Source organism: Nostoc sp. (genome assembly GCF_036917635.1).
Lineage (GTDB): Bacteria > Cyanobacteriota > Cyanobacteriia > Cyanobacteriales > Nostocaceae > Nostoc.
This window is the reverse complement of the sequence record NZ_JBALCW010000018.1, coordinates 59847-82451: the sequence shown is the minus strand read 5'-3', so window position 1 is coordinate 82451 and position 22605 is coordinate 59847. Positions and strand designations below refer to the sequence as shown.

The window sequence follows — 22605 nt, the reverse complement described above, 5'->3', positions numbered from 1 at the left end:
TTTCATCATGGAAGAACTATAGGTTTCAAGATAGACGTGGTTTAATGTTTTAACCTTCTTGTCTGTTGCTATATTTATAGTATTTTATTGACTTCATTAAGAATATTAAATATTTATTGCTTTTTTATGTTTATAATGCATTAGAAGACACTATTTTTCTTACCCCCCTTGCGTAATATGGCAAGAACAGGGCGAAAAGTACCATAGCAACAACAGCAAGAATAAAGTTTTTTGCCAGAAATATATTTGCATTAGGCGAGGAAGGTAAGGCGTGACATCATTGCTCAAAATCGTACAAACCACTGATGAATCCCAGATTTTTGAATTTTTCCAGGAATCAGCAGGGAAGTGGCGATCGCAACGACGCTACTACACGCTACCGCAGGGAGAAACTAAGGAGATGGAGAGTATAGTTACGATCAATTTTTTAGAGCAGGGCTGTGATGAATTGCAAAAGCTAGCTCAGATGCACGATTTGTCTGATGCAGGTAGTTTAATCTGTGGTGCAGCAGTTGTATGGGAAAGTACAAATGTGCTAAATACAAAGAAAGAATCGCAAGGTTCAACAATATTTGGGGTTAAGGGAAACATTTTGTACCGCGATCGCGGTTTTGCCATATCCAAACCAGTTACCGCCCAGTATTATTTCTCTAACCCGAAAACACTATGTTTGCGAACTGAATACAACGGTTCAGTGTTTGAGGAAGAGTTAAAGCTAATTGGCAGCAAATACCGCACCAGACAGACGATCATCTCTCGTGCTGGTGAGCAGTTGATGATTGGGCAATATTTAGAAAATAGAATAGATTAGCTTCTTCCCTACTCCCGACTCCCTGTCTACGCAAATAATTTCAAAAATCAAAGCGGACTGCTATATAACTTTTTATAACAATTTTGAAAATTTCCCCCAGAAAGTTAGTTGCTATGTCATCATGGGAAGTGAAATGAGAATTAATTCGGCGACAGTGTTTGTTTTTAGTATTGACAGGCTTTTCCCTTTTGGTATTACAGACTTCTCTCCGAAATCTAAATCTCTACAAACTTATGATTTTGGAGACATTTAATGTCAATTTACGTTGGTAACCTCTCCTATGAAGTTACACAAGATGCGCTGAGTGCTGTATTTGCAGAATATGGTGCTGTAAAGCGTGTTCAGCTACCTACTGATCGTGAAACAGGTCGTTTACGCGGCTTTGCTTTCGTGGAAATGAGTTCAGAAGATGAAGAAACAAAAGCCATTGAAGCGCTTGATGGTGCTGAATGGTTGGGTCGTGACCTTAAAGTGAATAAGGCCAAGCCCAGAGAAGACCGAGGTGGAGGTGGCTCCTTCGGTGGTGGTGGTAATCGTGGCGGCGGCGGCGGCGGCGGCGGCGGCGGCTACAACCGTGGTCGCTACTAAGCTAAGTAGGCGAAAGTCATTTAGTTGAATCTAGAAAAGGCTTAGGCAGCAATGCTTGAGCCTTTTTTACGCAAAACTTTACTTGTTAATAATACTCAGTAGAGGCGTACATCTGTCATTGGTATCATTCTTAACAGTCGTATTGCAACGGTTACACCTGAGTTGCAAGCCCAACTCAAAGGCTTTCAATTGCTCAGTTAGATGATTTGTGTAGAGTGCTATTGAGTTTTTACAGGTCTATTGGGAAGCCTAAATATTGAACTGCTCCTTCTTTATTCAAAGCGAGCGATCGCTTTGACTACGCTTTTTTGGATTGAGGTCAATCACCTGTCTGCTGATAAACATCTGGACTCCACTTCTCCATCAAGCGGTCTGAATTCTTAAGTTCAGTAAATCCAAATCGTCTGTACAACTCATGTGCATCTTTTGTTGCTAGCAACCATCGGCGCAAGCCCTGCAATTCAGGATAAGAAATAATCGTTTCTATCAGCCACTTGCCTAAACCTTGCTCCCGAAAAGGCTCTAAAATAAACACATCAGCAACATAGGCAAATGTGGCATGATCTGTTATCAAGCGGGCAAAGCCAATTTGTTGTTTGCCCTTATATAAACCAAATATAAGGGAATTTTGAATGGATCTTTGTAAAACCTCAAGTGGCAACCCTTTTGCCCAGTAAGAACTTGCCAGAAACTGGTGTATAATGTTCAGGTCTAGCTGATTAACATCTGTGGTGATTGAATACTCCCCTTGCAACCATTCTCTAATCATCAAAATTGACATAATCTAGAATTTACGTTCAACATCTTACGGTATTCCCAAGAAAGCTTTAAGAGTAGTTTTATACCTATTCTTCAACCGCTTAGAGACTAAACCACCCTGCTGAATAGACATCTCCAGAAATTAAATATGCGTTACGCAGAACCCTTCTAGAGACATAGCACTGCTACGTCTCTACATTCTTTTTCGGAGATGTTTAATAATGAGTTGCCGACTTGCGATGATGCACAGCTGTAACACCATCGTTATCTAACAATTTGCCATTCTCCACAGTGGCATAAACCAGCCAATGATCGCCAGATTCCATCCGGTTTTGTACGGAACATTCAAGATATGCTAGGGCATTTGTAAGTATGGGAGAACCGTTTTCAGCAACTTCTGCGGCGACATCAGCGAATCGGTCTTGTCCTGGGCCGAAGGGTTTGAGGAAGTGCTTCATCAATCCCAAGTGATTGCCTTCTTTAAGAATATTCAGGACAAATTTATTGCCTGTATGTGTCAGTGTTTCTACTGCCCGGTCTTTAGCTACAGCTATGGTTAAACCAGGAGGACTAAAGCTAGCTTGAGACACCCAAGAGGCTAACATGGCACTGGAGCGATCGCCTTCTTTGGCTGTGAGAACACAAAGAGAACCGACAATCCGCCCAACTGCTTGTTCTACATTAGTAGCAGGAAGACTTGGCGATAGCGAAGCGCTGCTGCGAGGCGCAGATCGCACTTTTTTGGCTTTCTTTAATGCTTGGGCAAAGTCGGTTCCGGCTTCTTCACACAATTGTAAGGTAGCATCGTCGGGTTTGAATTTGACGCGGATGGTGTCAAAACCAAACCGATAGCCAGCATCTTTCAATTTACCCTCAATTAAATCAACCGCTTCCCCACTCCAGCCAAAGGAACCAAAAACACCAGCGAGTTTATTATTAGTCGCTGTGGATAGTACAATTCCTAAAGCTGTTTGCACGGGTGTAGGTGCATGACCACCGAGGGTAGGAGAACCCATGATGAAACCATCGGCTTTTTCTACAGCCGCCCGGATTTCTTCTGGTTCAGTAAATTCGCAGTTAATCGATTCTACAGCAACACCAGCTTTGGTAATCCCACGAGCGATCGCTTGGGCTAATGTTGCCGTATTCCCATAAGCTGACGCATAAATCAACGCCACTGTCAAGTCCGCAGATGTTTGCTGTTGACTCCATTGGCGATAAGCTTTAGTCAGGTCAATTAAGCCATAGCGTACCAAAGGCCCGTGTCCAGTGGCATACATTCTCACGGGAAAATCAGCTAATTTTTCCAGCGCTGTTTCAACTTGACGAGCGTGGGGAGCCATGAGGCAATCAAAATAATAGCGCCGATCTTCGTTATATATTTCCCAGCCTTCATCAAATACCTGATCTCCGCAAACATGCGCCCCAAATAACTTATCTGAGTAGAGAATTTCCGTTTGCGGATCGTAGGTGCAAAGTTGATCTGCATAGCGGGGATTGGGTGTGGGAATAAATTGTAAATTATGCCCGTTGCCTAAATCTAGGGTGTCTTCACCCCGCATCACAAGAATTTGCAAATCTGGATTTTCCAGCGTCCCACGTAAATTTATCGCCCCAGGATTAGAACAAACAAAAGTGATTTGCGGGGCAATTTTCAACAAAGCTTTTAAAGTTGTAGCCCGGTTGGGGTTGATGTGTCCCAAAATTACATAATCTAAGTCTTCGAGATGGAAACGCTGCTGCAACGCTTTTAAATAAATTTCCGTAAACGTTTCCCCTGGAGGGTCAATAATGGCAGTTTTTTCGCTTTCGATTAAATAAGAATTAGCAGTTGTACCCTTAGCAAGAGCATATTCAATTTCAAATCTGAGCCTAGACCAACTGCGCGATCGCAGTATTCTTGTATCTGTAGCTATTGGATAAACTTGAACATCACGGGGTTTATTTTGTGACATGGCTAAAACAAGAGTTAGGAGTTAGGAGTTAGGAGTTAGGAGCTATGAGTTAGGAGTTATGAGTTAGGAGTTATGAGTTATGAGTTAAGTAGGTAGGCAAGATAAAACCAAACTATGTAACGAAAAGTAAAATCTCTGTATTTGGCTCGTAGTTGCGCCCTCTTGCGCTTTAGCGCAACTACGAGCCAGTGATGATTATTTGCGCCCACTTACTTAGGAGTTATGAGTTAGGAGTTAGGAGTTTAAGAAAGTCGTTAATCCAAATCTTTTAACTTCCGTTGTGCAGACGATATTTTTTGTTAAACTCATCTCTACAACTCCTAATTTTTAACTTCTAACTCCTAACTTTTAACTTTTTAATAATGATTACCAACTTTACGATGATGCACAGCAGTTAAAGTTTCTGGCTTAGAAACTCGTCCAGCGTAGACGGTGCTGTATACTGCCCAATGGTCGCCGCAATCCATTCTACTGACGACTTCGCACTCCATATAGGCGAGGGCGTCGTTGAGGATAGGCGCACCATTTTCGGCTGGCTGGGTTCTCACTCCTTCAAAGCGATCAGCACCTGGGCCGAACCGTTTCAAAAAGTGCTTCATTAGTGGTTGGAAATTGCCTTCTTCTAAGACGTTGAGAACAAAGCGATCGCCTACTTGCATGAGTGATTCAATTGCCCGATCTTTGGCTACTGCAATGGAAAATCCCAAGGGTTTGAAGCTGGCTTGAGCAACCCAGGAGGCTAACATGGCACTGGAAACATCGCCTTTTTTGGCAGTGATGATATACAGTCCGCCACTGATCCTACCTAATGCTTTATCTAAGTCAGCACCAAGGGATTTCATGGCTTTAATACTGCGATCGCGTGTTACCCATTGAGCTAAGTCTGTACCCGCTTCTTCACACAGCTTGTATGTATTTTCTGTGGGCGTTTGTTTAATCCGAATCGCTGGAAAAACTGTTGTCAAACCCAAATTGCGAAATTTACTCAGCAAAGGATCTATCGGTTCATCATCGCCACCGCCGGTTTCAAATACGCCGATAGCTTGCTTTTCTTTGGCAGATCCTAAAATTGTGCTGAGTGCAGCTTGGATGTTCCCAGCCCCAGAAGCCGGAGGTAGACCAACGATTAGCCCAGCACAACGGCTAACTAATTCCCGCAGTTCTTGTAAATCTACTTCCGATCCCAAATCGACAATTTCCACGGCAACACCGGTTTTACCGATACCGTTGGCAATTGATTGAGCGAGGCGATCGCTATATCCGTATTCGGAAACGTAAAATATCCCAATCACGGTTTCTGGCTTGGTTTGGGTTTGGCTCCAAATGCGGTAACGTCCAACTAATTCCTCAACATTGTGAGATAATAATGGCCCATGTCCTGTGGCAATCATGTTAATGGTTTTCAGTTCCGCCATCCGCTTGAGGGCAGATAAAACTGACCGGGCATTTGGCCCCATCAAGCAATCGTAGTAGTAATGAAAGTCTTCTTCGATCGCCGCCAAGTCTTCATCAAAGGTGCTATCTGAGCAATAGTGCAACCCAAAGGCATCGCAGGTATAGAGAATTTTGGTTTTGTGGTCGAAGCTGAAAATGGTATCCGGCCAGTGTAAATTTGGGGCAATCACGAATTCAAATTCATGACCATTGCCCAAATCTAAGCGATCGCCATTTTTCACAATCCGCCGTTTAAATGGCTGATGTACGAAATCTTCCAGAAACTGAATTGCCACTTTAGAGCCGACAACGGTTATTTCTGGAGCCATTTGCAGCAAATCTTTAACTAAACCGCTATGGTCTGGCTCGGTGTGGCTGATAATCAAATAATCAATATCTGTTGGCTTGATTAGTCCGGTGAGCGTATCCAAGTATAGTTGACGAAACTTTTCGTGAGAGGTATCAACTAAGGCTGTCTGCTCCCCACGGATGAGAAACGAGTTATAGGTGGTACCGTTTTGCAGACCAAACTCAATATCGAAGCGATCGCGATCCCAATCCAAAGAGCGAATAGCCGTAGTCCCTTGAGAAATCTCCACAGTTTGTATGGTGAGCCGTTTTTCAGTTTTTTCGGTGAGCGCTACCATAACTCCCTCCTTGACACAATGAGTATTTGTTCCTCTAGTTTTATTGTGACATGACTTGAATGTTAAGTTTTATTAAAAAATCTATCCTTGACTTAAAAAAGTTAAAAGTGTGAAACCGCAGAGGGATTAGGGAGATGAGGGAGATAGGAGAAATTTGGCTAGCTTTAGAAATTGGGAACTCTCGGCTACATTGGGCGTTGTTTATTGGCAAAAAGCTTTACTCAGCTTGGGATACCGACCATCTAGCTGAGTCTGTCATGCAACAGTTAGCTAAATGTCAAACCTTGGATCATTTACTACTGGCAATTTTTCCATCCCATCAGAAAATTAGGGGAGCAGGGGAAGAAAATCGTTCTTTATCTCCCTTATCCCCCTCATCTTCTGACTTTTCACAGTATCTGGAAAACCTCTCTCTAAATCTTTCTCCTAAAATGAGAGAGACTTTAAATTTTCCGCCTCCCCTGATTCTCGCCTCTGTAGTTCCCAGTCAAACTGCTATTTGGCAAACTTACCCAAATACTCATGTTATTACCTTAGACCAATTACCACTAACAGGTGTTTATCCCACACTCGGAATTGACCGCGCTTTAGCTTTGTGGGGAGCGGGGAAAACGTGGGGTTTTCCAATGTTGGTAATTGATGCTGGGACAGCGCTAACTTTTACGGCTGCGGATGCTAATCAGTGTCTAGTTGGAGGTGCAATTTTGCCAGGATTAGGTTTACAATTTGCAACTCTCAGTCAAAAAACAGGACAATTACCATTAGTAGAAATGCAAAATTTCCCGTCTCTACCACCACGTTTTGCTTTGAATACTACAGAAGCTATTCAAAGTGGAGTATTTTATACAATATTAGCTGGAATTAAAGATTTTATTGAAGCGTGGTTGCAATTATTTCCTAATGGAAAAATTGCGATTAAAGGGGGCGATCGCACTTTATTACTAAATTATCTACAAGCCTTTTATCCTGAAATTGCAGCACGTTTGATTGTGGAACCCAATTTGATTTTTTTGGGAATGTCTTTGTATTAGCTTTATAAAATTTCGTTAGCTAATCAGTAAATACTGATTTTCTCTTATCAAGTAAATATACGGTTACTAACGTACTCATAAAGAGTATAGATTTAGTTGGACACTAGGACTTACAAGGCGTAGCACAGAGATTAAAGTAAATATTGGAACATATTCACATACTATGAATAAAAAATTGATAGCAGCTTTCGTACTGACAGCCTCAATACTTGGTGTGACGAAAGTTAATGCTACACAAACATCTTCACAGTACACACAGCGATACATCATACAAGATATGTATGGTGCTGCATTTACCGCAAATGGACAGACTGAAGATTTAATTTCTTCACCAGCCACGCCATACCCGCTAAACAAAGCAATGTGGATATTTTTTCCGCAACAAATTAATAAACCGGGAGAATGGGTAGAATTGGGCGGAGGCAAAGGATTGACTGCGACATCAATTAAAATTCTTAACCCACGACCAGAGGAACAAACTTACTGGGATGGGCACTACTTCACTTATCAGCGTGTTACTGCCGATGGTAGCAGATGGTATTACGAGGGGACGATTGGTAGTGCAAATCCTACAGGATCTCACCGATATAAACTAGAGCGGGATTTAACTCAACCTAATCGATGGAAGTCATCTGTTGACAACATTGCAGCTTACTTCATTACGATTGCAGGTGCGAGTAATTACAATGTTGGGAAGCAGTTAAATATTGGTATTGAGTCAAAAGATAATCAACATTCATTTACAAATGGAACTTCTGTCGAGAATATCTGGACTTATCCTGTAGGTGCATCAGGATTTCAGAATTACACCGGAACTGCACCTGTAGCCGCAGAAAATAATAGCTATGGGTGGTATTCAAGTTGGTATTCTATACAAAATGGGAACCCAAACGTTATTCAATTCTTACGTCCTTAATAGATTGTAATCAACAGAGTTAAAAATGAAAAAGCTTTTGTTTTTAGGTATTTTGGCGATTGGTATGACAATTCCGACAACATCATTATTAGCGCAAAATTCAGTAGATAACCCAGATAACAGTGACCCTCCGGGATTGAGAAGACCACCTGAATTCAATCATCCTATTATTCCTGAGCCACCATTACCAACAACACCGACAGAATATCTTTACCCAGATAACAGCGCAAAATCCGTTTTGCAGATGATTACAAAAGAACGTGCAATTGGACAATTACGACAGGGTTTAAATCTCAAAAATGCACGGCTTATAACTTACGCCGATTACATCAAATTTAAAACTAAACTTGGCGGCGATATCGTCGAAAACGCTCAAGTACACCCTAACCGTCGTGTCTGGTTAATTGAAATTGACGCACCAAACGGGATTGATGTAGCACAACGAGTCCGTGATGAAAAAACACCACATCCAGAAAAATTTAAAAAATCGAAAATTTTAATGGTAGTGGATGCAGAAACTGGAGATGGACTAAGCGTCGATATTGCAGAAAATCAATAACTTTATTAAGACCTAGCGATTATATTGACCCTGACGTTTATTTAATTAATATAAATAAACGTTTTTTTATAGATATCTGTAATTACTAATTCCCTTTAATAAACTCCCGAATCTCGATCGCTACAACCCCAGCACAAGATTCTGGTAAAGGTAAACGGGGAGTTTTAGAGCGATCAGAAGGTCAGCAAACAAACAAAGCTTGAATAGCATAAAATTGAAATAGAAGTTTACCCAGCGTTAAGTTATGTCCGAGACATCACAGCTAGATGTGATTCTGCGTCAATTAGATACCTTATCTTTAGTGGAACTGCTAAAAATTAGAACGCAAATCGATGGGTTGATTGAAGAAAAATCTTCCCTATTGTCCAATATTCTGATTTCTGAAAACTATCGTATAGCAACATCTGTTTCTAATGAGACGAGAGACATTAATGAAGGAGCTATGACTAACCAATTCCCTGCCCTCTCATCGAGTGTAACCAAGCTGGATAAATATAAATTTGCTCTACAATTTTCTGAATCGGAAGCAAAAGGGGATGATTCCTTAGAAAAAGTAATAGGACTAGTTGACGAATGGATGGCTGATGAATGTGGATACGATGAGCAAACATACCCGCAGATTAAGACAGCTTTGAACCAAAGTCAGTTATCACTATAAAAACTTAGATGGGTAGAGCCATATTGCTAGACACTCATCCTTTGAGTCAAGTAACGCATCCAAAAGTAAACCCAAAAGTTCAGCAGTGGTTGAAATCTTTACAGAAAACTGAAACTGTTATAGGTGTGCCAGAAATAGCCGATTATGAACTTCGGCGTGAACTATTGAGACAAGGAAAACAAAAAAGTATAGATCGCCTTAACAAACTTAGCCAAATTTGTCTCATACCACTGACTCCCGAAACGATGCTAAAAGCAGCCGAATTATGGGCATGGGTACGAAACCAGGGTCAGCCTACAGCAAGCAATGAAAGTTTGGATGGTGATGTAATTCTTGCTGCTCAAGCAATTCTCCAATTGAAGAGTTTTGATCAAGTCATAGTTGTAACAACAAACTTGAAACACATATCACGCTTTGAGAGCGAAGGAATATGTGTTGTGGATTGGCAACAAACTCTTAATGAGCTAGTTTAATTCGTTTAAATTATGGCTTTTTAAAATATCTTTAATAAAATCCCCAATCTCCATCGCCACAACCCCAGCACAAGATTTTGGTAAGTCATTTCCGGCATGGGGAATCATTTTTAACTCGACTTTCGGCATCAGTTGAGCATAAACCCGACTTTTAGCTAAAGCATCTGGTGAATCTTGGCCACCTTGTAAAATCAAAACCGACACATCTATCATGTAAAGCCGCTTTTGCACTAATTCCGCCTCAATCTCTGCTTGTCGCCGTTTGAAGAGTAACTGACAAGCTATGGGGTAACGCAACAATTCCTGAAGTAATTGTAAATCCTGGGCAATTTTTTCATACCAACCCCCAATTTTAGTGAAAGGAGTTAGCGATCGCCACAATTTAACTATTAGTGGTGGATAATTCAATAATCGCCGCATCTTGTGGCAATACTCTTCAAGTCCAGCTATCTCTACACCCTCTGGTGCTAGCAGTACCACACCATCAACTTTCTCTGGATACTTTAAAGCATAGCTAGCAGCAACCCAACCCCCAAGAGAATGTCCTACTAAATATACTTTTTCTAGCTTGACAGCTTGCAAAAATTCAGCTAAACACTCTACTTGTAAATCTATCGAATGGTGGATATTCGGATTTTCTGATTCACCAAACCCCAACAAATCAAGTGCAAAGCAATGGAAATCTTGTGCAAGGGACTCCATCACAGATAACCATTGACTGCTCTCATTCCAAGCACCATGTAAAAAAATTATAGGAGTTTTTTCACCGACTTCACGCCAGAATATCAGCCCTTGAGAGAGCTTTATCCGCGAGTTACGGAAAAGTATATTCATTTTAATTTAGTAGTTAACTTTTAGCACCATAATAAATAGTCATTGGTCATTAGTCATTAGTCATTAGGGCTATTTCATTCTCATCTAGTCCGCCTCAGAATGAATTCACCTCTCTTATAGCACTCATTCATCTAAAGATGACTGAGACTCATGTTATAGTCCGTTAAAACGGACTATAACTATGAGCCTAGAACTTTAGTTTTGGGCGGTTTATTTATAGAATGAAATAGCCCTAATTGGTCATTGGTCATTAGTCATTAGTAATTATTTTTTGACAAATTACAAACACACAAGTGTGAGCCGAACGCGAATTTATCTCGTAGAAAAGCTTCCTTAGATCATATACTTTGGCGGCAAATGACAAATAACAAATAACAAATGACTAAATATTGTTATGCCAATGTTGTCAGTCCCTTCAAGTAGTCTTGCAACTGCCGAGTATGGTCGTGAGACATCTGCCCTGAAGGTAGTAAATTGGGAGAGAAAGCTTGGATTTCCATGACTTCCAAAGTATCTAGAATCTCCATTGTCCCATGTACCTCGGCTTCAACCACAACACAAATTGAATGGATTCTGGGATCGCGGTCTGGTGCGGAGTAAACTCCTACCAAACGATTAATTTTCACCAATTCTAGCCCGGTTTCCTCAAGCAATTCCCGGCGGACTGTGTTGGGAATATCTTCTCCCCAATCCACCATGCCTCCAGGCAATGCCCAAAGACCATCATCACGCCGCCTGATCAGTACTATGCGACCATCGGGTAAAATTGGGATGATACTAGTGCCAGTAATGGGATGACGAAATATAATACCCAATACTGTTTGTCCAATACGCCATAAGCTACGTGTGGACTGGACAGCTGCCGGAAAAAAAGCAATAACGTTCAATCTTCAAAATTTTTGTATTGTATTCTATACTTCTCTACCACTTACATAAACTCAACTTATTAAAATATTATTGAGTTATTGTTTATACAAAATTGTTTGCGGTTTGAGATTTTATTCTCACGATTTACGTAGAATATTCTTGATTCTAACATCAAGTTTCAATAGAAGCACTGTATTCATATATACATAAAATTTGTTTAATCAGAAAGTTTTTCAGTTTATAACTAACATTAACCTTGCCCAAACCAGCTATCAGTAATATTTTTTCAGCACACATTAAAAAAAATAATCTGAATGATAAGTTTGAATCCCAAATTTATTAGAAGAGATAATTAAGCGGGGTTTAAGACCGCCACCTAATTCTTGATAATATTGATTAGTTTGTTCCAAGAACAACAACTAGTACTGCAAGGCGGAACTCAAAAGTCACGCATAATTGTATTCCGGGCTTTTCGGCTAGCTGGTGGGAATAATTATAAAATGTTATTGACAGAGCAAGGTAGAATGCGATAGACTAGTACACTGTTTAAAGCGTATTTATTGCTGCACTAGGCTACAAGTATATCAATAACATTGGTAACTGATATTGCCTACGTGATGCCTAGTTGCTACTTTTTTGTTGTTTATTTAATGAGGTGAACATGGCCAAGCGCCGTAACCCGAAAAAAGAAAAGGCGCTACGGAACCAGGCGTATGCCAGAAAGTTTCGTAAACGGACTACTACAGGAAGAATGCAGAGAAGGTTCCAACAAAGACCACCAAAGAGTGAAGAAGAAGAAGGAGCAGCAACAGCAGCTGACACTGACTAAGCTGACTGCTTAAATCCTTCTTATTTAGATTATTTATCTTTTAGGGCGTACAAATAAATGTACGCCTTTATTTATTTTTGGGCATTAGGCAATTCAATTTTGGATTTTGAATTTTAGATTTTGGATTAAATTTCAATCTAAAATCCAAAATCTAAAATCTAAAATCTAAAATTCTTACTCCCCACTCCCTCTATTGAGCCATTTGAGCGCGGGCCGCGATCAGTGCTTTGCTAACCTGTACAAAGCCAGTACCACCGTAACTGTTGCGGGCTGCCACAACTTGGCGGGGGGATATTGCCTCATAAATATCTGCTGCAAATGCCGGATGTAGTTGTTGCCACTCTGACAATTTCAAATCTTTCAGAAGTTTACCTGCGGCAATACTAGTTTTTACCACCTTACCCACGAGATTGTAAGCTTCCCGGAAAGGAACGCCCCGTGCTGCCAGATAATCTGCGACATCGGTAGCGTTAGAAAAATCTTCCGCCACAGCTTCTGCTAATCGTTGGGTACGAAATTCTAAGCCTTCCCTGAGCAAAATCGTCATCGCTTCTAGAGAGGCTTTGACTGTGTTGACACTATCAAATAGACCTTCTTTATCTTCTTGCAGGTCTTTGTTATACGCCAAAGGTAGCCCCTTCATAATGACTAACATCGCCTGGAGATGACCAAATACACGCCCCGTTTTCCCCCGCACCAATTCTGGTACATCAGGGTTTTTCTTTTGGGGCATGATACTAGAACCTGTGGCACAGCTATCTTTGAGGGTGACAAAACGGAATTCTTCAGATGACCAAAGAATAACTTCTTCTGCAAGGCGGCTGAGGTGAACCATAATCAAGCTAGCAGCACACAAGAATTCGATCGCAAAATCGCGATCGCTCACTCCATCGAGGCTATTAGCATAAATATCGTCAAAATTCAAGAGTTTGGCTGTGTAGTGGCGGTCAATGGGGAAAGTAGTTCCCGCTAAAGCACCACACCCCAAAGGTGAGATATTCACGCGGCGAGAAACGTCTCCTAAGCGTTCCCAGTCGCGTTGCGCCATTTGAAAGTATGCCAATAGGTGATGAGCTAAACTCAGGGGTTGGGCGCGTTGGAGGTGGGTATAGCCAGGAATCAGGGTTTGAACGTGTTTTTCGGCTATATCCAGTAGAACACCTTGGAATTCTCGCAATTCGCTTTTAATTTGCTGGATTTGGTCGCGGAGGTAGAGTCTGGTATCAGTACCAACTTGGTCATTACGCGATCGCGCTGTATGCACCTTTTTACCCACATCGCCGACAATTTCTGTCAGTCGCCGTTCCACTGCAAAATGTACATCTTCTGCATCAACACCAGGCTGAAATTTACCCTGGCGGTACTCTTGGCGAATTTGTTCTAAACCTGCAACCAGTTGCTCTCCTTCTTCTGGGGAGATGATGCCCGTGTGAGCGAGCATTTTGACATGGGCTTGAGAACCAGTCAGATCATATTCGATTAATTCAATGTCAAAACCTATACTGGCATTAAAACGAGCGATCGCTGGATGTAACGCTGATTCAAACCTCTGGCTCCAAGTTTCTTCTTTGGTCATAAATATTATGAGGGGAGTGGGGGGAGAGTTAAGAGTTAAGAGTGAGGAGTGAGGAGTTAAAAACTCATAACTCCTCACTCCTCACTTTCAACTCCTAACTTTTAGATTTAACCGTAGCTAGTTAGATTCCGAATCATATAGCCAATGACTAAACCAATCAACAATGCCCACACTTGACCTGTTTGTATAAAGTGACGCCAAGATTTCTCAACCTGACCCATCAAGTCTGGATCGGTAACTGTTTGTGCTAGTAGTGCTGTCAAATTTACAGGCAAATGCCAATATAACTGAGATATCAAATCGCTGTAATAGCTCATATTTGGTGATTAAGAGGTTGGAGGTGGCAAAATTCAGTATCAGTTTATTTTTTAGATAAATTCCTGATAAGCTGTTCCACAAATAAACTTGCATAAGCTGGGCGGGCAGGATGCCCACCCCACAAGATTTCTATTTAATAAGGGTTATGCAAATTAGATGTTTTTTAGCTTATTTACTGAAATCTTGGGTGTAACTTCAATGTCTTAACTCAAGATGCAGCCGATGCCAACCGCAATTTCTCGGCAGTCCGCAAAATTTGCCCCGCTAAAACTGCTGCGCCAAAACCATTATCGATATTTACTACGCCTACTCCCGCTGCACAAGAGTTGAGCATTGTCAATAAAGGTGCTAAACCGCCAAAACTCGCACCATAACCGATGCTGGTGGGTACGGCAATCACAGGACAACTCGCTAAACCAGCAACAACGCTGGGTAAAGCGCCTTCCATCCCCGCAACGACAATCAACACTGATGCGGACTCAATCAGGTGGAGGTTACTTAATAAGCGGTGAATCCCAGCAACGCCAACATCCCACAGGCGCTGGACGCGGAAACCAGAAAGTTCAGCAGTGACAGCAGCTTCTTCAGCAACGGGTAAATCGGCAGTACCAGCAGAAAGAATGCCAATTTCACCCGCAAATTGTGGTTCGATGGTAGGGGGAGCGATCGCACAAATTCGCGCCGATTCGTAATATCGCAAACCGCTAACTTTTGATTCCAGTGCGGCATAAACTGCTGATTCAATGCGGGTTGCCATTACCACCGGGTTGCGGAGGCGCATCACCTCGATAATTTGAGCAATTTGATCGGGAGTTTTACCCGGTCCCCAAATCACCTCCGGGAAACCAGTTCTTAGCTGGCGATGGTGGTCGATTTTGGCAAATTCACCCACAGATTCATAAGTTAAGTCTTTGAGTGAGTCGAATGCCGTATCTGGGGTAACTTTACCATTGGCAACGGCAACGAGTAGCGATCGCAGAGTTTCATTTTGAGACACTAGTCTGTTGTTTTGATTTTATAAATGTTCCCAAACGTGCCACTTAGGGCGGAGATTTTAATACTTTAAACTCTATTGTGTTACTTTCAGTTCATATTTGTTCCATAACGTTCCTCTTTGAGAACCAAGAGCAGAGAATTTGACGTTTTGGATGCGATCGCGCACTGCAACCAAAGACAAAGGATTCACTAAATAAATGTAAGGCAAATATTCCTGAGAGAGGCTTTGCGTTTCGGTGTAAATCTCTTTGCGCTTTCCTTCGTCTAACTCTCGTGCTGCTTGAATGTAAAGACGACCAATTTCTGCCTCCCAATCTGCAACTTCCCAACCAATAAGTGCTTCTTGTCCTGCTTGAAGTTTCTGATTGAAAGTGTGTAGTCCACCTGATGGTAACCAAACATTAGCCCCGTCATTTGGTTCAATCCCTCCAACAAAGCCTAGCATATAACATTCCCAATCGAGAGAATTAGAAAGCTTGTCTGTAAGGGTATTAAAAGCAATTGGATTAAAATCGACTTGGATACCAATTTTACTTAAATCTTGCTTAATTTGCGCTCCCATTAATACACGAGTTTTATTCTCAGCATTCGTTAATAAACTGAAGCGCACCCGATTACCATCAGCATCTAGTAACTGTTTCTTAGCATTATATTTAAAACCTGCATTTAATAGTAAATTTTTACCTTTCTCTTGATTATATTCATAAACTTTAAGACCTTTCTCTGGAGGAAAGTAGTAAGGGCTTTGAATTTCTATCGGCGAATTTTGCAACACACCAATTCCCCGAAAAACGTTATTTAACATTGTTTGACGGTCGATTGAATGGGCAACTGCTTGTCTAAAAGCAAGGGTATTAAACCAATGTGATTTAATTGGGTCAATTACAGGCTGCCCGTTTTGCCGCCGACCTTTATTGAGATTAAATGAAATATAAGTATTGGTAAATTCCGGGCCTCCATTGTAGATAGTAAACTTTCCTCGCTTTTCTTCGCGCTTAAGTAGTGAAAAGTTTTCAGGAGAAACAGTCACTGTATCTAATCCTCCAGAGCGAAACTGAAGAATTATTGTATCTGTAGATTCCACAATTTGCCAAACAATACGTTCAACATAAGGTAAATGATTACCTTGGCTATCTTTGCGCCAGTAATAAGGATTGCGCCGAAATACTACACGTTGACTGGGAGTATAACTTTCTATTTTATAAGCACCATTGACAATAATTTTACTGGGTTCTGTATCCGTTCCCCAAGTAGATAGAAACTTGGGATTACCTTTAGCATCTTTAGATTTTAATGATTCAGCTAAAGCATGTTTTGGTAAAATTCCAACTGAATTTGTTGATGCTCCGGTTGTGGTGGAAAGGAAAGGAGCAAAAGGCTCAGGTAGAATAAATTCAATTTTGCGATCGCCTATTTTTCTGATCTTAGGAAAACTACCACTAGAACCAATTTTAAGACCATCTTTCCAATCGGTAGGAATCTGTGGATTGAAAATTACATCCTCATAGGTAAAGATAATATCATCTACGCTAAGTGGTTCGCCATCTGACCATTTCAAATTTTCTCGCAAAGTAAAAGCGACTCGCTTTTTATCCTCAGAAATATCCCAGGATTCAGCTAAAGCTGGCTCAATTTTGCCTGTAATTCCATTGAGGGTAGTTAGTCCTTCAGTCGTAAACAAAAAAACATGAGGATATTCCTGATTGAAGGCGTAGTTAAAAGTTTTTGGATCGCCGATAGTGCTTGTAACCCATTGCGATACTTGTGCTGCCTTACTCTTAAAATTAATTAGGTTACAACTGATAAGAGCTATCTGACAAATCAAGAATAGACCGAATATTACTAAAACCACAAACCCACGGCGGCGAGTAGCCAAAAGGGCAAAAATCATAAAACTGAAAGACTAAACTGTTTGCATAATACACCTCATATTCAGCCTTGACTGCATAAAGGTAAGAGGCGAGTGGGGGGATGAGGAAGCAGGGGAAGCAGGGGGAGAATAATAATTCCTGACAAATGACCAATGACTAAGTAAGTGGGTCAAATTAAATATAAAACCTCACCCTCAATCCGGCTTCCCTCTCCAAAGCATCGGAGAGGGATTGAGGGTGAGGTTTTATATAGATGTTTAATTACGTCTACCTACTTAATGACAAATGACTAATGACTAACTTTTTTATCTTCTACTACTTTGAGTTCATAAAGATTCCAATTGTAACTAGCGATCGCCGAATATTTTACGTTCTCAATGGTATTACGCACGGCTACTAAAGCTAGGGAATTGAATAGGTGAATAAAAGGCAAATACTCTTGTGATAGTTGTTGTGTTTCTGCATAGATAGCTTTGCGTTTTGTTTCATCAAATTCTCTTGCTCCTTGAATGTAGAGGTCTTCAATTTTCTGCTCCCAATCGGTAGCTTTCCAACCTACGGTTGCAGATTGTCCGGCTTGAGCTTTTTGATTAAATACATGAAAGTTACCATCTACAGACCAGACATTGAAACCATCTTGCGGTTCAATACCACCTGTGATAGATCCATACCAACATTCCCAATCTAAGGTGTTAGAGATTTTTTCTCCAATAATACTAAAGTCAATAAATTGTAAATCAACTTTAATTCCTATCTTGGCGAGATCCTGTTGAATTTTCGGTGTGATTGTGGGTCTATTACCAGCAACACCCATCATTGTGAAGCGGACTCGATTACCATCCGCGTCCAACAGTTGACCTTTATCATCGTATTTGAATCCTGCTCCTAGTAAAAGTTGTTTAGCTTTTTCTGGATTGTAGTTATATGTTTTTAAACCTTCTTTTGGAGACAAATAATAGGGACTGGGAACAGAAATTGGAGAGTCTTGTGGTTCCCCCAATCCCCGCAAAGTGTTGTTGATCATCGTTTGGCGATCGATAGCGTAGGCGACAGCCTGTCTAAAAGCAACGTTGTTAAAAATGCGGGACTTAATAGGATCTACAACAGGTTTGCCGTTGCGACTACCTTTGTTGAGATTGAAAGTCATAAAACTTGTCCCAGAGTCAGGCCCAGCATTTTTAATAGTAAAGTTACCCTGCTTTTCTTGACGCTTGAGCAATTGAAAATTTCCAGGGCCAATTTCTAGTAAATCTAAGCCACCAGAACGAAATTGCAGCAAAGCTGTATCAGGCGATTCCACAATTTGCCAAATTATACGCTCAATATATGGCAGTTGTTTTCCTTGTGCATCTTTTGGACGCCAGTAGTAAGGATTGCGCCGAAATGTTACGCGTTGATTGGTTGAATAACTCTCGATTGTGTAAGGGCCATTAACAATAATTTTTTTCGGGTCTGTATCGGTTCCCCAAGTGGACATAAACACAGGCTTACCATCAGAGTTTTTGGTTTCTACTGCTGTACGCAGGGCGTGTTCTGGTAGTATTCCTACCCCTGCTGCAATCGATCGCAAGAAAGGAGAAAACGGTTCTGGCAGAATAAATTCTACCCGGCGTTCATCGATTTTGCGGACTTTGAGAAAAGCTTTACTGATACCAATGCGGAGAGCATCTTGGGTATAAGTGGGAATGCGCTTGTTCATGTAGATGTCATTAAAAGAAAAAATGACATCATCGGCTGTTAATGGCTGACCATCCGACCACTTCAATCCTTCTCGTAAGGTAAAGACAAACCGCAGTTTGTCTGGTGAAAGTTCCCAAGATTCAGCCAAAGCTGGCTCAATTTCTTTAGTTATTCCATTTTGAGCGGCTAATGCTTCATAAGTGAAACCAGAAATATTGGGAGATTCTTGGATGAGGGCTAAGTTAAAAGTCTTAGGGTCAGTGGTAGTAGAAATCACCAACTGGGGAACTTGTGCAGCTGCGGTTTTAAAGTTCGCTGGATTGCACGCAGTAACTGTAATAGCTGTTGCTGAAGTTAGAATTATTGGTAAGCAAAAACTTTTAATCGCCAGAAATATTTTTCTAAAAAATTTCATAACTTCAATATGTGAGTATTGTAATTAATTTGCTTGAGATTCTAGCCAACCAAGGAAGTTTTGGGTTTTATTTAAATATTGAATCCCACGATCTCGTAAAACCTCTATAACTTCACGTTTACCAAATTCTTTAGAATTGCTACTTAAAAATAATTTATTCTCATTGGGATGTAACCCAGCATGAAAAATTATACACTCCAAGATTATTCTATCTATAATATGCTTCTCAAAAATTACTCTATTTAAAGTTCCTTGAAAAATAGCCGTAGTTAATGTAATAATTTAATTGCCTATGATAAATTATTGCCATCCCATTTAAAAATCAAAATGTTATTTACATCAACAAGCATGGCAAAGGGAATCACTATCTTTGCAGCTTGTAAGTAATTAATCAGCCGTAAAATAGCATATTTTTTGGCTTTTGTTACTTGAAAATTGAATGGTAAACCCTTGACTTCAGCTATGAGAATAATTTGCTCATCTTTGTCTAAAGCAACTATATCGGGAAAGTCTATATCTTCTATGTTTGTAGCTTGTAAGGCTCTAATTTCCAACCAAGTTAAGGTTTGTTGGTTGCTATAAATCATTGATTTCAATCATCGTGAGTCTTCAATATTTTTACCGATGGTTCCAAATAAAAGTTACTCTAAAGCCACTAGTAAAACCACAGCATAAGCACATATACCTTCTTCACGTCCAACGGGGCCTAATTTTTCGTTAGTAGTAGCTTTGATACCAATTTGATTTGGTTCTAATTCTAAAACCGCCGCTAGTTTGTCGCGCATATTGTGAATATGCGGTTTTAATTTCGGACGTTCTGCTACTACCACCGAGTCAATATTTCCGATTTGCCAACCTTGATCCCGAATCAGTTGATGTACTTGATTTAATAGTACTAAACTATCTGCTCCTGCCCATTTAGGATCGCTAGGCGGAAAATAATGACCAATATCCCCCAAAGATAATGCCCCAAGCATGGCATCCATAATCGCGTGTGTTAGCACATCAGCGTCACTGTGTCCCAACAAACCCAATTCATGGGGAATTTGAATTCCACCTAAAATCAAAGCGCGATCGCTCACCAGTTGATGAATATCGTAGCCGTTACCAATACGAATTTTAGTCATTTGTCATTTGTCATTAGTTAGGAGTTAGGAGTTAGGAGTTAAGAGTTAGGAGTTAGGAGTTATTATTCTCCCCTGCCTCCCCTGCCTCCCCTGCCTCCCCTGCCTCCCCTGCCTCCCCTGCCTCCCCTGCCTCCCCTGCCTCCCCTGCCTCCCCTGCCTCCCCTACCCCCTGCTCCAATTTCTCCAGGAGATCGGGGCGGCGATCGCGGGTTTTTTCAATTTGTTGTTCGTAACGCCAGCGAGCGATCGCGCCGTGATTGCCACTGAGCAAAACATCAGGCACTTTCAAGCCGCGAAAATTGGCAGGACGAGTATATTGGGGATAGTCCAATAACCCTTCCTCAAAACTTTCTGCAGTGAGGGACTCGGTTTTGGCTACGGTTCCTGGGATCAGCCGCACTACGCCATTAATCAAAGCCATTGCTGGAATTTCCCCGCCAGTCAGAATAAAATCTCCTAAAGATACTTCACGAGTTACTAAATGTAGCACCCTCTCATCCACTCCTTCGTAATGCCCGCAAATAACTACTAACTGGTCGTAATTTGTGACCAATTCTTTCAAAAGAGGTTGATTAATTGTTTGACCCTGTGGACTCATCAAAATTATCTCTCTTCGGGGTAGAGTTGGCAGCGACTCCACAGCGTTAAAAATCGGTTCTGGCTTCATTAGCATCCCCACGCCGCCACCATAGGGTTCATCATCCACCTTTCGGTGCTTATCAGTGGTAAAGTCTCGTGGGTTAACCAGATGCACTTCGGCAATCTGTTTGGCTAAGGCTTTACCTAGCAAACCAGAATTGAGAACAGAGTTAAAACAGTCAGGAAAAAGCGTAACTATATCAAAGCGCACAGTTATTCGTATTCAAGGACACTAATCTTAAATTTGAATGTCTAGGAAACATCAACAAGCCGCCATTCGGGTGAAACTCCAGTTAAACTTTATCAATAGTATCTAAAACTACCAGACCTCTTGGATTTTAGATGGGATTAAAAGTTTTTCTAATTACTTAATTTATGTTTAAATGTTGTCACAACTACATTTAAATTAATAATCTTATCAAGTTAACAACTTCCAGGATGCATCGAGCCAGCCTCAGAAAAAAGCGTAGTCTTAACTGCTCGTCCTCAAGCCCAAAGCGGGAATTTAGCCCGATAAAGACTATTTTGCCCTGCTGTAAGTGGACAGGTGAAAAACAAGGCGCTGGGTTTGAGGAATGGGGACGAACACGTTTAGACTGAAGCAACGCGAGCGTTAAGTGAAAATTTGGAGAGTGCCTGATCCAGTTCCAAACTTCCAAAAAGTGTCCTCTCGAAAGTTGCAAAGCGCAAAAATCATGGCTGCAACTGAACCTTGTTAAATTCACCTGAAGTTGTTGACAGGAGAAACACAATGCCGCAATTACAAGCTAAATCGCTAGAAATGAGGACACCCCAAGCAACAAAAACCGCCGTTCTGGTTATCGGAGGTGCAGAAGATAAAGTTCATGGGCGCGAAATCCTACGAACTTTTTTTGGACGCGCTGGTGCTAGTAAGGCTTATATTACAATTATTCCATCTGCCTCCCGCGAACCCGCCATCATCGGTGGTAGGTATATTCGCATTTTTGAAGAAATGGGTGCCCAGAAGGTAGAGATTTTAGACATCCGCGAACGGGAACAGTGTGAGTCCTCCCAGATCAAAGCATCCTTAGAAGCCTGTAGTGGGGTATTTTTGACAGGAGGCGACCAACTGCGTCTCTGTGGTGTATTGGCAGATACGCCAGCAATGGAAATTATTCGCCAGCGTGTGAGGGCGGGGCAACTTACCTTAGCAGGCACGAGTGCAGGAGCAGCAGTAATGGGGCATCATATGATTGCTGGCGGCGGTAGTGGAGAGACGCCAAATCGTTCCCTAGTTGATATGGCAACGGGTTTAGGATTTATTCCTGAAGTAATCGTTGACCAACACTTTCACAACCGGAATCGCATGGGACGGCTGATTAGTGCGATCGCAGCTCACCCCGATCGCTTAGGTATTGGCATTGACGAAGATACTTGTGCAGTGTTTGAACGTGATGGTTGGTTACAAGTTATGGGTAAAGGCAGTGTCACCATTGTTGATCCCACTGAAGCCACCCACACCAACGAACCCCATGTCGGTGCTAACGAACCATTAACAGTACATAATTTACGTTTACATATCCTCAGCTACGGCGATCGCTTCCACTTGTACCAGCGCACTGTATTACCTGCTGTACACCGCATCTCCAGCTGACGGGATA

The 22605-nt window shown here is 41.4% G+C and carries 22 protein-coding genes; 9 read left to right on the top strand and 13 right to left on the bottom strand.

What is annotated here, in order from left to right:
- Positions 1 to 271 precede the first annotated feature (271 nt).
- On the top strand, positions 272 to 811 hold the full coding sequence (locus tag V7K32_RS04495; protein ID WP_334990720.1) for a phycobiliprotein lyase: 540 nt from the start codon (positions 272 to 274) through the stop codon (positions 809 to 811).
- Between the two features lie 252 nt (positions 812 to 1063).
- Positions 1064 to 1399, top strand: coding sequence for an RNA recognition motif domain-containing protein (locus V7K32_RS04490; protein ID WP_334990718.1), 336 nt, complete (start codon positions 1064 to 1066; stop codon positions 1397 to 1399).
- Positions 1400 to 1718: 319 nt separating this feature from the next.
- On the opposite strand, the gene V7K32_RS04485 is transcribed toward V7K32_RS04490, so the two are convergent.
- From V7K32_RS04485 to V7K32_RS04475, 3 genes are all read right to left on the bottom strand, one after another.
- Complete coding sequence (locus V7K32_RS04485; RefSeq protein WP_334990716.1) at positions 1719 to 2180, bottom strand: GNAT family N-acetyltransferase; 462 nt, start codon at positions 2178 to 2180, stop codon at positions 1719 to 1721.
- 193 nt (positions 2181 to 2373) lie between these two features.
- Positions 2374 to 4113 (bottom strand): diflavin flavoprotein, encoded by a 1740-nt coding sequence (locus V7K32_RS04480; RefSeq protein WP_334990715.1) that lies wholly within the window; start codon positions 4111 to 4113, stop codon positions 2374 to 2376.
- Positions 4114 to 4469: 356 nt separating this feature from the next.
- A complete protein-coding gene (locus V7K32_RS04475) occupies positions 4470 to 6194 on the bottom strand; it encodes a diflavin flavoprotein (RefSeq protein WP_334990713.1) in 1725 nt (574 codons plus the stop codon).
- 134 nt (positions 6195 to 6328) lie between these two features.
- Between V7K32_RS04475 and V7K32_RS04470 the strand changes: the two genes are divergently transcribed.
- The 5 genes from V7K32_RS04470 to V7K32_RS04450 all read left to right on the top strand — a co-directional run bounded on the left by V7K32_RS04470 (position 6329) and on the right by V7K32_RS04450 (position 9831).
- Positions 6329 to 7225: a pantothenate kinase gene (locus V7K32_RS04470; protein WP_334990711.1), complete on the top strand. Its 897-nt coding sequence runs from the start codon at positions 6329 to 6331 to the stop codon at positions 7223 to 7225.
- 163 nt (positions 7226 to 7388) lie between these two features.
- The gene (locus tag V7K32_RS04465; RefSeq protein WP_334990709.1) at positions 7389 to 8141 is read left to right on the top strand and encodes a hypothetical protein; all 753 of its coding nucleotides are present in this window, start codon (positions 7389 to 7391) and stop codon (positions 8139 to 8141) included.
- Between the two features lie 25 nt (positions 8142 to 8166).
- Complete coding sequence (locus V7K32_RS04460; RefSeq protein ID WP_334990707.1) at positions 8167 to 8700, top strand: hypothetical protein; 534 nt, start codon at positions 8167 to 8169, stop codon at positions 8698 to 8700.
- A 244-nt stretch (positions 8701 to 8944) separates the two neighbouring features.
- A complete protein-coding gene (locus V7K32_RS04455) occupies positions 8945 to 9358 on the top strand; it encodes a hypothetical protein (protein WP_334990705.1) in 414 nt (137 codons plus the stop codon).
- 8 nt (positions 9359 to 9366) lie between these two features.
- The gene (locus V7K32_RS04450; RefSeq protein WP_334990703.1) at positions 9367 to 9831 is read left to right on the top strand and encodes a type II toxin-antitoxin system VapC family toxin; all 465 of its coding nucleotides are present in this window, start codon (positions 9367 to 9369) and stop codon (positions 9829 to 9831) included.
- On the opposite strand, the gene V7K32_RS04445 is transcribed toward V7K32_RS04450, so the two are convergent.
- Entirely contained in the window at positions 9823 to 10665 is an 843-nt protein-coding gene (locus V7K32_RS04445) for an alpha/beta fold hydrolase (RefSeq protein ID WP_334990701.1), read from the bottom strand. The two genes, V7K32_RS04450 and V7K32_RS04445, sit on opposite strands and share 9 nt — an antisense overlap.
- A gap of 392 nt (positions 10666 to 11057) precedes the next feature.
- Positions 11058 to 11552: an NUDIX hydrolase gene (locus V7K32_RS04440; protein WP_334990699.1), complete on the bottom strand. Its 495-nt coding sequence runs from the start codon at positions 11550 to 11552 to the stop codon at positions 11058 to 11060.
- Between the two features lie 641 nt (positions 11553 to 12193).
- Here V7K32_RS04440 and V7K32_RS04435 point away from each other — a divergent pair.
- Positions 12194 to 12361 (top strand): hypothetical protein, encoded by a 168-nt coding sequence (locus tag V7K32_RS04435; RefSeq protein ID WP_012412073.1) that lies wholly within the window; start codon positions 12194 to 12196, stop codon positions 12359 to 12361.
- A gap of 190 nt (positions 12362 to 12551) precedes the next feature.
- On the opposite strand, the gene argH is transcribed toward V7K32_RS04435, so the two are convergent.
- From argH to trmD, 8 genes are all read right to left on the bottom strand, one after another.
- Positions 12552 to 13937, bottom strand: a complete 1386-nt coding sequence (argH, locus tag V7K32_RS04430; RefSeq protein ID WP_334990697.1) for an argininosuccinate lyase — start codon at positions 13935 to 13937, stop codon at positions 12552 to 12554.
- Between the two features lie 107 nt (positions 13938 to 14044).
- Positions 14045 to 14254, bottom strand: coding sequence for a hypothetical protein (locus V7K32_RS04425; protein WP_334990695.1), 210 nt, complete (start codon positions 14252 to 14254; stop codon positions 14045 to 14047).
- Positions 14255 to 14463: 209 nt separating this feature from the next.
- Positions 14464 to 15252 carry a nickel pincer cofactor biosynthesis protein LarB gene (gene larB / locus V7K32_RS04420; RefSeq protein WP_334990693.1) on the bottom strand — a complete coding sequence of 263 codons (789 nt, stop codon included), beginning with the start codon at positions 15250 to 15252 and terminating at the stop codon, positions 14464 to 14466.
- Between the two features lie 72 nt (positions 15253 to 15324).
- Positions 15325 to 17142 carry an ABC transporter substrate-binding protein gene (locus V7K32_RS04415; RefSeq protein ID WP_334990691.1) on the bottom strand — a complete coding sequence of 606 codons (1818 nt, stop codon included), beginning with the start codon at positions 17140 to 17142 and terminating at the stop codon, positions 15325 to 15327.
- A gap of 269 nt (positions 17143 to 17411) precedes the next feature.
- Positions 17412 to 19217 (bottom strand): ABC transporter substrate-binding protein, encoded by a 1806-nt coding sequence (locus V7K32_RS04410; RefSeq protein WP_334990689.1) that lies wholly within the window; start codon positions 19215 to 19217, stop codon positions 17412 to 17414.
- A 290-nt stretch (positions 19218 to 19507) separates the two neighbouring features.
- Positions 19508 to 19804, bottom strand: a complete 297-nt coding sequence (locus V7K32_RS04405) for a hypothetical protein (protein WP_334990687.1) — start codon at positions 19802 to 19804, stop codon at positions 19508 to 19510.
- Positions 19805 to 19858: 54 nt separating this feature from the next.
- Positions 19859 to 20344 carry a 2-C-methyl-D-erythritol 2,4-cyclodiphosphate synthase gene (gene ispF / locus V7K32_RS04400; RefSeq protein ID WP_334990685.1) on the bottom strand — a complete coding sequence of 162 codons (486 nt, stop codon included), beginning with the start codon at positions 20342 to 20344 and terminating at the stop codon, positions 19859 to 19861.
- A 52-nt stretch (positions 20345 to 20396) separates the two neighbouring features.
- On the bottom strand, positions 20397 to 21194 hold the full coding sequence (trmD, locus tag V7K32_RS04395; protein ID WP_334990683.1) for a tRNA (guanosine(37)-N1)-methyltransferase TrmD: 798 nt from the start codon (positions 21192 to 21194) through the stop codon (positions 20397 to 20399).
- Between the two features lie 540 nt (positions 21195 to 21734).
- On the opposite strand from trmD, the gene V7K32_RS04390 reads away from it, so the two are divergent.
- Positions 21735 to 22598 carry a cyanophycinase gene (locus V7K32_RS04390; RefSeq protein WP_334990681.1) on the top strand — a complete coding sequence of 288 codons (864 nt, stop codon included), beginning with the start codon at positions 21735 to 21737 and terminating at the stop codon, positions 22596 to 22598.
- The last annotated feature ends 7 nt before the right edge of the window (positions 22599 to 22605 follow it).

Bases quoted from the DNA above. Each gene is read 5' to 3' on its own strand.
- V7K32_RS04490 (WP_334990718.1), top strand. From the start codon at position 1,064: ATGTCAATTTACGTTGGTAACCTCTCCTATGAAGTTACACAAGATGCG.
- V7K32_RS04485 (WP_334990716.1), bottom strand. From the start codon at position 2,180: ATGTCAATTTTGATGATTAGAGAATGGTTGCAAGGGGAGTATTCAATC.
- V7K32_RS04480 (WP_334990715.1), bottom strand. From the start codon at position 4,113: ATGTCACAAAATAAACCCCGTGATGTTCAAGTTTATCCAATAGCTACA.
- V7K32_RS04475 (WP_334990713.1), bottom strand. From the start codon at position 6,194: ATGGTAGCGCTCACCGAAAAAACTGAAAAACGGCTCACCATACAAACT.
- V7K32_RS04470 (WP_334990711.1), top strand. From the start codon at position 6,329: ATGAGGGAGATAGGAGAAATTTGGCTAGCTTTAGAAATTGGGAACTCT.
- V7K32_RS04465 (WP_334990709.1), top strand. From the start codon at position 7,389: ATGAATAAAAAATTGATAGCAGCTTTCGTACTGACAGCCTCAATACTT.
- V7K32_RS04460 (WP_334990707.1), top strand. From the start codon at position 8,167: ATGAAAAAGCTTTTGTTTTTAGGTATTTTGGCGATTGGTATGACAATT.
- V7K32_RS04455 (WP_334990705.1), top strand. From the start codon at position 8,945: ATGTCCGAGACATCACAGCTAGATGTGATTCTGCGTCAATTAGATACC.
- V7K32_RS04450 (WP_334990703.1), top strand. From the start codon at position 9,367: ATGGGTAGAGCCATATTGCTAGACACTCATCCTTTGAGTCAAGTAACG.
- V7K32_RS04445 (WP_334990701.1), bottom strand. From the start codon at position 10,665: ATGAATATACTTTTCCGTAACTCGCGGATAAAGCTCTCTCAAGGGCTG.
- V7K32_RS04435 (WP_012412073.1), top strand. From the start codon at position 12,194: ATGGCCAAGCGCCGTAACCCGAAAAAAGAAAAGGCGCTACGGAACCAG.
- argH (WP_334990697.1), bottom strand. From the start codon at position 13,937: ATGACCAAAGAAGAAACTTGGAGCCAGAGGTTTGAATCAGCGTTACAT.
- V7K32_RS04425 (WP_334990695.1), bottom strand. From the start codon at position 14,254: ATGAGCTATTACAGCGATTTGATATCTCAGTTATATTGGCATTTGCCT.
- V7K32_RS04415 (WP_334990691.1), bottom strand. From the start codon at position 17,142: ATGATTTTTGCCCTTTTGGCTACTCGCCGCCGTGGGTTTGTGGTTTTA.
- V7K32_RS04410 (WP_334990689.1), bottom strand. From the start codon at position 19,217: ATGAAATTTTTTAGAAAAATATTTCTGGCGATTAAAAGTTTTTGCTTA.
- V7K32_RS04405 (WP_334990687.1), bottom strand. From the start codon at position 19,804: ATGATTTATAGCAACCAACAAACCTTAACTTGGTTGGAAATTAGAGCC.
- ispF (WP_334990685.1), bottom strand. From the start codon at position 20,344: ATGACTAAAATTCGTATTGGTAACGGCTACGATATTCATCAACTGGTG.
- V7K32_RS04390 (WP_334990681.1), top strand. From the start codon at position 21,735: ATGCCGCAATTACAAGCTAAATCGCTAGAAATGAGGACACCCCAAGCA.